Source organism: Frateuria sp. (assembly GCF_035695185.1).
In the GTDB taxonomy this organism is placed as follows: Bacteria; Pseudomonadota; Gammaproteobacteria; order Xanthomonadales; family Rhodanobacteraceae; genus Frateuria_A.
This window is the reverse complement of record NZ_DASSES010000058.1, coordinates 1-9,314: the sequence shown is the minus strand read 5'-3', so window position 1 is coordinate 9,314 and position 9,314 is coordinate 1. Positions and strand designations below refer to the sequence as shown.

Below are 9,314 nucleotides of genomic sequence, written 5' to 3'. Positions count from 1 at the left end.
CAGATAGGGCTTGCCCAGCATCGAGGCCTTGCTGACCGTCCGGGCGGGATCATCCAGCAAGGGCAGCACGTACTCGGGCGCCGGCTTGCCGATCAGCGGCGAGGGCACCTCGCGTGGGTCATGTCCGGTGTTCCACCAGATCCCGAAGCCGAACAAACCCACCAGCAGCAGGAAGCCGATGAGCGGCAGTGAACGGCTCATGCGCGCGACTCCTCCACCGGGAGCAGCGGATCGGCCGCGACTTTGGCCGAACGTTTGGCGCGGAAGCGCTTGTCAGCCGCGGCCACGAAGCCGCCCAGCATCATGAACAGCCCACCGGCCCAGATCCAGCGCACGAATGGCTTGGCGTAAAGACGCAGCGCCCAGGCACCTTCGAGGTTGTTCGGGTCCATCGGCTCGCCGAGGGCGACGTAGAGGTCGCGGGTGACACCGGGATCGATCGCCGACTCGGTCTGCACCTGGCCGCGCGGATAGGTGCGCTTTTGCGGATGCATCACGTCGATCGTCCTGCCGTCACGCAGCACGGTGACCGTGCCTTGCTCGGCATGCCAGTTGGGACCGCGGGTGGCGTCGACGCCGTCGAAGCGGAAGGTGTAGGCACCCACGGTCTGCGTGTCGCCCGGTGCCATGCGCACGTCGCGGGTCACGCTGAGCGACTCGGACAGCAGCACGCCAACCAGGAACACGCCCAGCCCGAAATGTGCCAGCAGCATGCCGGCCATTTCGGCGGGGTAGCGTCGCCCGCGCGGCATCTCACGCCAGCGCTTGTAGACGTAAAGCAGCGTGCCGACGCCGCACCACACCGCTGCCGCGACGCCGGCGATCGCCTTCGCCTGGCCCTGCACGAAGAAGGCGGCCACGATCGCGCAGGCCACCGCGGCGATGGTCACCCGTAGCAGCACGCTCCTGAGCGGGCCAGCCTCGCTCTTGCCCCAGCGCAGGAACGGCCCGAACGGCAGCAGCAGGACCACCGGCAGCATCAGCAGCGGGAACAGGAAGCCGAAATAGGGCGGGCCGACCGAGATCTTGCCCAGATGCAGCGCGTCGCCGATCAGCGGGAACAGCGTGCCGAGCAGCACCATGGCGGCCGCCACGGTGAACATCAGGTTGGCGACCAGGATCACCGTTTCGCGCGAGAGCAGCCCGAACGCCTTGCCGCCGGCCACCTTGGGCGCGCGGACCGCGTACAGCAGCAGCGAGCCGCCGATCACGATGGCCAGGAAGCCCAGGATGTACAGGCCGCGGCGCGGGTCGGACGCGAACGCATGCACGCTGGTCAGCACGCCCGAGCGCACCAGGAAGGTGCCCAGCAGCGACAGCGAGAAGGCGAAGATCGACAGCAGGATGGTCCAGGCGCGCAGCGAACCGCGCTTCTCCGTCACCGCCTGCGCATGGATCAGCGCCACGCCCACCAGCCACGGCATGAAACTGGCGTTCTCCACCGGATCCCAGAACCACCAGCCGCCCCAACCCAACTCCGCATAGGCCCACCAGCTGCCGGCGACAATGCCGCAGGTGAGGAAGCCCCAGGCGGCGTTGGTCCAAGGTCGCGCCCAGCGCACCCAGCCCTGTTCCAGCGAGCCACCGAGCAGGGCGGCGATGGAGAAGGCGAAGGCCACCGAGAAGCCCACGTAGCCCATGTACAGCACGGGCGGATGGAAGGTCATGCCCGGATCCTGCAGCACCGGGTTGAGGTCACCGCCGTCCGGCGGCATCGGCAGCAGGCGCGCGAAGGGGTTGGAGGTGAAGATGATGAAGGCCAGAAAGCCGACCGCCACGATGCCCAGCACGCCCAGCACGCGCGCCAGGAACGGCTCCGGCAACTGGCGGCTGAAGGCTGCCAACGCCACTGTCCAGACGTTGAGGATCAGCACCCACAGCAGCATCGAGCCCTCGTGCGCGCCCCACACCGCGGCGATGCGGTAGTACCAGGGCAGGGCGAGGTTCGAGTTGTCGGCCACGTACTGCACCGAAAAGTCGAACGTGAGGAAGGCCCAGACCAGCAGGCCGAACGCCATCGCCACGAACACCGCCTGTCCGGCTGCGGCCGGACGGGCGACCGCCATCAGCGCGCGGTTGCCGCGCCAGGCGCCGATCAGCGGCAGCACGCCCTGCGCAAGGGCGAGCAGCATGGCCAGGATGAGGGCGAGCTGGCCGAGTTCAGGGGTCATCGCGGCGCCCCGCTGGAGGCCACGGCCTTGCCGTGGTGCGCCTTCTCCATGGCGTCTTTCAGTTCCTTCGGCATGTAGGTTTCGTCGTGCTTGGCCAGCACTTCGGTGGCGACGAAATGACCGCCATCCATATGTCCCGTGGCGATCACCGACTGGTTGTCGCGGAACAGGTCCGGGAGGATGCCGGTGTACTCGACCGGCAGCGTGCCATCCGCATCGATGACGGTGAAGCCGACCTTGAGCGAATCGCCCGAGCGCTGGATCGAACCGGCCTTGACCATGCCGCCCAGGCGAAACGTCTTGTACGCCTCCGCCTGGCCGGCGCGCACCTGGCTCGGGGTGAACAGGTAGTTCATGTTCTGCTGTAGGGCGAACACGGTCAGTCCCACGGCGACCACGGCGGCGGCGAGCACGAGCAGGACGATGATCAGGCGGCGTTTGCGGGTCGGGTTCATGGATTCACGGAAGGCGAGGCGGCGCGCTGCTGGCGAGCCGTTTGACGTGCCAGGCGCGCGCGAAGTTCACGCAGGTTGCGGCGCCGGCGCAGCAACGGGGAAATGAAGTCGGCGAACAGGACAAGGAAAAACACGGCATAGGCCGGCCACACGTACGCGGCGTAGCCGCCCATGGCGAGGAACCGGCTCATGTCCGCTCCCCTGTGCTCTGTCCCGTGGCGATCCTGCGCACCCAGTCCTTGCCCCCTTCGAGCTCCAGCAGGTCGGTGCGTACGCGGCCGAACAGGCTGGCGACGTAGTAGAGCTTGGTGGCGACCATCATGGTCAGCAACGGCCAGAGCATGCTGGCGCTGATCTTGGACGGGCCCAGGATGCGCACGGTCGAGCCCTGGTGCAGGGTGTTCCACCAGTTGACCGAGAAGTGCACGATCGGCACGTTGATGATGCCGATGATGGCGAGGAACGCGGCGGCACGCGCTCCCTGGCGTCGATCCTCGAAGGCGTGGTACAGGCCGATCACGCCCAGGTACAGGAACAGCAGCACCAGTTCGGAGGTCAGCCGCGCGTCCCAGGTCCACCAGGTGCCCCACATCGGCTTGCCCCACAGCGAACCGGTGACCAGGGTGATGAAGGTGAAAGCCGCGCCGATCGGCGCCGATTCCATGGCCACCGCTTCGGCCAGCTTGATCCGCCACACCAGTGCGATGAACGAGGCCACCCCCATCACGCCGTAGATGAACAGCCCCATCCAGGCGCTGGGCACATGGATGAAGATGATGCGGTAGGCGTCGCCCTGCTGGTAATCGGCGGGGGCCAGCACCAGCCCGCCGTACAGTCCGATCGCACCGGCGACCAGCGCGAGCGCCAGGAACCACGGCCGCAGCGTGCCGGCGAACCGGTAGAAGATCGGCGGCGAGCCCAGCTTGTGCAGCCAGAGGGGAATCCACTTGGACATGGTCTTAGGCGTCCAAAGCAATGCGAAGGGCGGCGGCGCAGGCCAGGGGGGCGAGAACCAGGGCCAGGGCGAGCGCCGCGCCGAGCCAGGCGATCGGGGCGATCCACGGTAACCCCTGTTGGGCGGCCGCAACCGCACCTGCGGCAAAGATGACCACCGGCACGCACAGCGGCAGCAGCATCAGGGCGAGCAGCATACCAGAGCGCCGCGTCCCGGCCGTCAGTGCGACCAGTACGGCGCCCAGCAGGCCGAGCATGGGTGTGGCCAGCAGCAGCGCCAGCATGAGCACGCCCATTACCGGCACGGGCAGGTGCAGCATGCCGGCCAGCATGGGTGCAATCACGATCAGCGGCAGCGCCGTGGTGAGCCAGTGCGCCAGGATCTTCATGCCCAGCATCAGCGCCAGCGGCTGGGGCGCGAGCACCAGTTGCTCGAGTGATCCGTCCTCGATGTCGCTACGGAACATCGCATCGAGCGCCAGCAGCATCGCCAGCAGCACGGTAACCAGTACGATGCCACCGGCAATGCGTTGCAGCAGGGCGTCTTCCGGGCCGAGCGCGAACGGGAACAGCGTGGCGACGATCAATGCGTAGAGCACCGGCATGGCGATGTCGCCGCGGCGGCGCCAGGCGAGCGTGAGGTCGCGCCGCAGCACGGCCCCGCAGGCGACCGCAAGTGAGGCCCGGCTCACGTGGGCAGTTCCCGGCCGGGCAAGGAGCGGAAGGCGTCACGCATGCATGCGGATCCGTTTCGGCTCGCCGCCATGGAAGCTCACCGCACCATGGCTGGTGACCAGCGCCGCTCCCCCGGCGGCCACGTGCATCTCCAGCAAGCGGTTGACCAGCGCGATCCCCGCGCGGTCCAGGTTCGCGTAGGGCTCGTCCAGCAGCCACAGCACGGCCGGCAGGAGCAACAACCGCGCCAGCGCGGCGCGCTTCTTCTGGCCCGCCGACAGGCGGCGCACGGGGTCGTCCTCGTAACCGGCCAGACCGACCTCGGTCAGGACGGAGGCCGCGCTGCGCCCCTCCCGCGTGCCATGCAGGCCGGCGGCGATGTGCAGGTTCTCGCGGGGGCTCATGTCCATCTTCAGGCCCAGCTGGTGACCCAGGAACAGCATCTCGCCGGCGCAGGCGTCGCGGTTCCACGGCTGTCCGCGCCAATCCAGCTCGCCTTCGCCGACATGCAGCAGGCCGGCCAGCAGGCGCAGCAGGGTGGTCTTGCCACTGCCGTTGTCGCCCTCGACCAGCGCCAGCTCGCCCGCGTGCAGGGCGAAATCCAGCGGCCCGAACACCGGCTCGTCGGCGCGCAGGAAAGACAGGCCCCGCGCTCGCAGCAGCGGGATGGCGTGGTCGTAAGTCATCCGGGGAATTGTCCGCAATGCGTGCGCGCCTTGTCCATGCGGTGGGACGGCGCACCCGGTGGTTCAGCGCAGGCGCAGCTCCGCCGGCCCCGCGCCATGCCCGGCCAGCCACGCGTTCTGCCCGTACCGGTCGCCCAGCCGTTCAAGCGCGTCCGGTCCGATACCGACGATCCAGAAGCTGGGCTCGCGCCAGCCATCGGTTCCCTGGCCCATGGCAGGGTACGCCTCGAGCGAGGCGTCGGCCCGCAGATCGGCCAGCAGGCGCCGTTGTGCCTTGCGGTTGAGCGCGGGCGGCTGTGGCCGCGAGCGCGGATTCCATGCGGTAAGGAAACCCCAGTCGCGATCGTCGGCCAGCGGCTGCAACCTCACCGGCAGAGGCTCGCCGACCCGGATGGTGGCGGCGCCACCGGAAGGGAGGCGGACACGGTAGGCGCTGCGGCAGTACGCAGCGAGCAGCCGCTCATCCATGGCGCAGCGGTGGCAGCGGCGGCAACGTTGCCTTGAGCGTCGCCACCGCAGCCTCCAGGTCGACCGCATCCGGATCGTTCGAATCGCGCAGCAACTGCTCGAGCAGCATGTCCTGCGCCCGCCCGCGCTCGAGCGCATAGGCATAGGGCAGGTGGGTGAAGGTAACCATGCGGTAGCGGGCCATGAAGTGCTCCGGCGCCCGCGCAGCCAGATGTGCGCCGAGTGCGCGCTTGGCGAGGTAACGCGGATCGGCCACCGAATCCCGCATCTCGACGTAGTTTTCCAGGGCCATGGCGGCAATCGCGTCGGCGTCGGGCTGGCGGATGCGCTGGAACTCGGCAAAGGCCTCGGCCGGATCGTTGCCCTCGAGCAATCCGGCGAGCACCACCGTGTCCTCGAAGCCGCAATTCATCCCCTGGCCGTGAAAGGGAACGATGGCGTGGGCCGCGTCGCCCACCAGCAACGCGCGGCCGCCGAGGTGCCAGCGCTCCAGGTACAGCGTGGCCAGCGTGCCGACCGGGTGGGCGTCGTAGTCCTCGGCAAAGCCGGGTAGCAGCGGCAGCAGATCGGCGAAGTCGTCCTTGAAGAACGCCTGGGCCGCGCGGGCATCCGGCAGCGAGGCGAAACTCGGGTGCGGCCCCTGCGCGGGGAGGAACAGCGTGACGGTGAAGCTGCCCTCGGTGTTGGGCAGGGCGATGCACATGTAGCCGCCACGCGGCCAGATGTGCAGCGCATTCGGCTCGATCGCGAACTGGTCGTGGCCGCCAGCGTCACGGAGCAGCGCCTGCGGAAGCCGGGAGGCGGACGGGATTTCCAGTTCCTTGTACCCGTGCCCGAGCCAATCGGTGCGCTCGCCCAGCCGTTGCCGGGCGTTCATCGCCATGCGCAAAGCCGAGCCCGCGCCGTCGGCACCGATCAGGATGGGGGCATCCACCTCACGCTCGAGGCCGTCGGGGTCGGCCACGCGCATGCGGCCGGCATCGAAATCCGCGGAGACCAGGCCCTGCCCGAAATGAAAGCGCACGCCGGCCGCCTCGGCCGCATCCAGCAGCAAGACGTTGAGCCCGCCGCGCGAGACCGACCAGATCACCTCGCTGTCGTCCACGCCATAGCGCTGCAGGCCGCTGCGCCCGTCGGTGGTGTGCACCATGCGACCGCGCATCATCACCGCGTGCCGCAGCACCTGCTCGGCCAGGCCGGCACTGCGCAAGGCCTGCAGGCCGCGCTCCGCCAACGCCAGGTTGATCGAACGGCCGCCCTGGAACCCGGCGATCCGCGGGTCGGGGCGCTTTTCGAACACATCCACGGCAAAGCCGCGTCGCGCCAGTTGCTGGGCCAGCAGCGCGCCGACCAGGCCGCCGCCGATCAGGGTCAGGGAGGGTTTGCTGCTCATGGGCGATCCGTTGCTTCGTATCGCCAGACTGTTCCGCAAGCGGGCCGGGACTGCAATGCCCTTGGTCTTCCCTTCGGGCCCGGTGGGCGCGGGGCGCTCTCAGGCTCCCGTCATCCTGGGCAGTGGATCAGCGTAAAGGCGTCTTGCGGAAGGGGCTGTCGGTGGCCTCCCCCGGCCCGGCCCCCCTGCCGACGGGCACACGTCGTCCTGGCGGACGGTCAACGCTGTATCAGCCGGGCTCAGCCCTTGCGGGTCTTGTTCGGCGGCGCCTGTGCGGCAGCATCCAGGAAACCCCGTTGCATGGTCTTCCAGGCGTCCAGGTTGCGTTCGGTCAATTCGTTGAGCATGGACCAGGGTGTCTGGCCCATCAGGCTGTTGAGTTGGGCGCGGAACTGCTGCTGCTGGTCGAGGAATACCTGCAGGCTGCGCTCCAGGTACGGACCCATGAAGCCCTGCAGCGAGTCGCCGTAGAAGCGGATGATCTGGCTGAGCAGTTGGGGGGACAACATCGGCTGCCCCTTCTCCTCATGCTCGGAGATGATCTGCAGCAGCACTGAACGGGTCAGGTCCTCCCCGCTCTTGGCATCGCGGACCTCGAAGGTTTCGCCGTCCAGTACCAGCTGACGGACTTCTTCCAGCGTGATGTAGCTGGAGATCTCCGTGTCGTAGAGCCGGCGGTTCGGATACTTCTTGATGATGCGCAGTTTTTGTGCCATGCGTCACACGCTAGCAGAACGTATTGCGCTGCACCAGACATCCATGCTGCACGCCGGGGTGCAGCAATCCAGCCCTTGCCGCCCTGCGTCAATGCCCCACTGCGCCGCCGGCGCTGCCGAAGGGCGGGCGGGCGAACCAGAGGATCGGAATCAGCGACACGAACAGCACCGCGCAGCCGAAGAACACGTCGTTCACGGCCAGGGTGAGCGCCTCGCGGCTTAGCAGCCGATCGACCAGGCCCAGGGTCTGCGTGTGCGAAAGACCCATATGCGAGACCTGCCCGATGAACTGCGTGGCGGCCGGATGCGCCGGGCTGACGTACTCGGTCAGCGTGGCGTGGTGGTACTCGCCCCGGTGCTGCCACAGCGTCACGGTGACCGCGGTGGAGATGCTAGACCCCATGGTGCGGCAGAAGTTGGACAGCCCCGTGGCGCTGGCGATCTGCTCCGGCGGCAGGCCGGACAGATAGATCTGGTTGAGAGGGATGAAGAAGCAGGGAATGGCGATGCCCATCACGAAGCGTGGCAGCACCAGGGTGGAGAACGAGGCCGACGCATCGAAGGTGGAGAACCACCAGGAGGTGATCGCGAACACGATGAAGGAGAACGTGACCACCCCGCGCAGGTCGAGCTTGTCCATGTTGCGCCCGAGAATGGGCGACATCAGGAATGCCAGGATGCCCACCGGCGCCGTGGCCAGCCCGGCCCAGGTGGCGGTGTAGTTCAGCGTCACCTGCAGCCACAGCGGGAACACCACATTTATCCCGAAGAACGCGAACATGCCCAGGGTGAGCGCGATCACGCCCACGGTGAAGTTGCGCTGCCGGAACAGCGAAAGGTCCACCACCGGGTGTTTGGCGTGAAGTTCCCACACGACGAGGAAGGTCAGGCAGACCAGCGCGACGATGCCCAAGGCCAGGATAAGCGGCGAAGCGAACCAGTCGCGGTCGTTGCCGTTGTCCAGCATGAACTGCAGCGCGCCTACGCCGACCACCAGCAGCGCCAGCCCTACGGCATCGATCGGGGTCTTCGCGGTTTTCGTCTCGCGCTTGTGCAGCAGGCCCCAGGTGATGACCGCGGCGGCCAGGCCCACCGGCAGGTTGATGTAGAAGATCCAGGGCCAGGAGAAGTTGTCGGTGAGCCAGCCGCCGAGGATCGGCCCGAAGATCGGCGCCACCACCACGGTCATCGCCCATAGCGCCAGCGCGATGCCCTGCTTGGCCTTCGGGTAGCTCGACAGCAGCAGGGTGAGCGAGAGCGCCACCATCGGCCCGGAGCCGGCACCCTGCATCAGGCGCGCGACTACCAGCATCGGCATCGAAGTGGCGAGGCCGCAGAGCATGGAGAAAGTCACGAACAGCAGCACGGAGGCGACGAAGCTCCTCACTTCGCCAAAGCGCCGTGCGATCCAGCCGGTGAGCGGCTGCATGATCGCGCTGGCCAACGCGTAGGAGCTGATCGTCCAGGTGCCCTCGCTGGGGCTCACCCCAAGGCTGCCGGCGATATGCGGCACGGCCACGTTGACGATGGTCATGTCCAGCACCTCCATGAAGGTGCTGAACGCGACGGCGATGGTTAGCAGCACAAGCGCGCCACCGTGCAGGGGCGGCAGCGGCTTGGTCTCGTTGGGGGTGGCGGCCATCGGGAGGGGCCTTCGTTACCGCACGGCGCGGGGCAGGTTGGCCTGGATGATGCGCTGGGCCTCGACTTCGGCCTTGTCCATCAGGCGGTCGTACACGGTGGTCTGCGCGACAGGCTGGCGGGCCGGGGCCTGCGCCAGCACGGCGCCGCGATCG

Annotated in this window: 10 protein-coding genes and 1 pseudogene; all 11 read right to left on the bottom strand. The window is 68.0% G+C overall.

Annotated features, from left to right (window positions below; translation table 11 throughout):
* Window positions 1-201 (bottom strand): annotated as a pseudogene (locus VFH59_RS04250) (DsbE family thiol:disulfide interchange protein); the annotation flags it as partial.
* Window positions 198-2,171 (bottom strand): heme lyase CcmF/NrfE family subunit, encoded by a 1,974-nt coding sequence (locus VFH59_RS04245; RefSeq protein ID WP_325163642.1) that lies wholly within the window; start codon window positions 2,169-2,171, stop codon window positions 198-200. The pseudogene VFH59_RS04250 and the gene VFH59_RS04245, both read right to left, overlap by 4 nt.
* Window positions 2,168-2,626 carry a cytochrome c maturation protein CcmE gene (gene ccmE / locus VFH59_RS04240; RefSeq protein ID WP_325163641.1) on the bottom strand — a complete coding sequence of 153 codons (459 nt, stop codon included), beginning with the start codon at window positions 2,624-2,626 and terminating at the stop codon, window positions 2,168-2,170. Before ccmE ends, VFH59_RS04245 begins: the two co-directional genes overlap by 4 nt.
* The gene (gene ccmD / locus VFH59_RS04235) at window positions 2,623-2,817 is read right to left on the bottom strand and encodes a heme exporter protein CcmD (protein ID WP_325163640.1); all 195 of its coding nucleotides are present in this window, start codon (window positions 2,815-2,817) and stop codon (window positions 2,623-2,625) included. The genes ccmE and ccmD overlap by 4 nt, the downstream gene beginning before the upstream one ends.
* The gene (locus VFH59_RS04230) at window positions 2,814-3,581 is read right to left on the bottom strand and encodes a heme ABC transporter permease (RefSeq protein ID WP_325163639.1); all 768 of its coding nucleotides are present in this window, start codon (window positions 3,579-3,581) and stop codon (window positions 2,814-2,816) included. Before VFH59_RS04230 ends, ccmD begins: the two co-directional genes overlap by 4 nt.
* A gap of 4 nt (window positions 3,582-3,585) precedes the next feature.
* Window positions 3,586-4,272: a heme exporter protein CcmB gene (gene ccmB / locus VFH59_RS04225; RefSeq protein WP_325163638.1), complete on the bottom strand. Its 687-nt coding sequence runs from the start codon at window positions 4,270-4,272 to the stop codon at window positions 3,586-3,588.
* A gap of 36 nt (window positions 4,273-4,308) precedes the next feature.
* A complete protein-coding gene (gene ccmA, locus VFH59_RS04220; protein ID WP_325163637.1) occupies window positions 4,309-4,941 on the bottom strand; it encodes a cytochrome c biogenesis heme-transporting ATPase CcmA in 633 nt (210 codons plus the stop codon).
* A gap of 63 nt (window positions 4,942-5,004) precedes the next feature.
* Window positions 5,005-5,409: a DUF3293 domain-containing protein gene (locus tag VFH59_RS04215; RefSeq protein WP_325163636.1), complete on the bottom strand. Its 405-nt coding sequence runs from the start codon at window positions 5,407-5,409 to the stop codon at window positions 5,005-5,007.
* On the bottom strand, window positions 5,402-6,802 hold the full coding sequence (locus VFH59_RS04210; RefSeq protein ID WP_325163635.1) for an NAD(P)/FAD-dependent oxidoreductase: 1,401 nt from the start codon (window positions 6,800-6,802) through the stop codon (window positions 5,402-5,404). The genes VFH59_RS04215 and VFH59_RS04210 overlap by 8 nt, the downstream gene beginning before the upstream one ends.
* Before the next feature lie 239 nt (window positions 6,803-7,041).
* Window positions 7,042-7,518: a polyhydroxyalkanoate synthesis repressor PhaR gene (gene phaR, locus VFH59_RS04205; RefSeq protein ID WP_325163634.1), complete on the bottom strand. Its 477-nt coding sequence runs from the start codon at window positions 7,516-7,518 to the stop codon at window positions 7,042-7,044.
* A gap of 88 nt (window positions 7,519-7,606) precedes the next feature.
* Entirely contained in the window at window positions 7,607-9,160 is a 1,554-nt protein-coding gene (locus VFH59_RS04200; RefSeq protein ID WP_325163633.1) for a DHA2 family efflux MFS transporter permease subunit, read from the bottom strand.
* Between the last annotated feature and the right edge of the window lie 154 nt (window positions 9,161-9,314).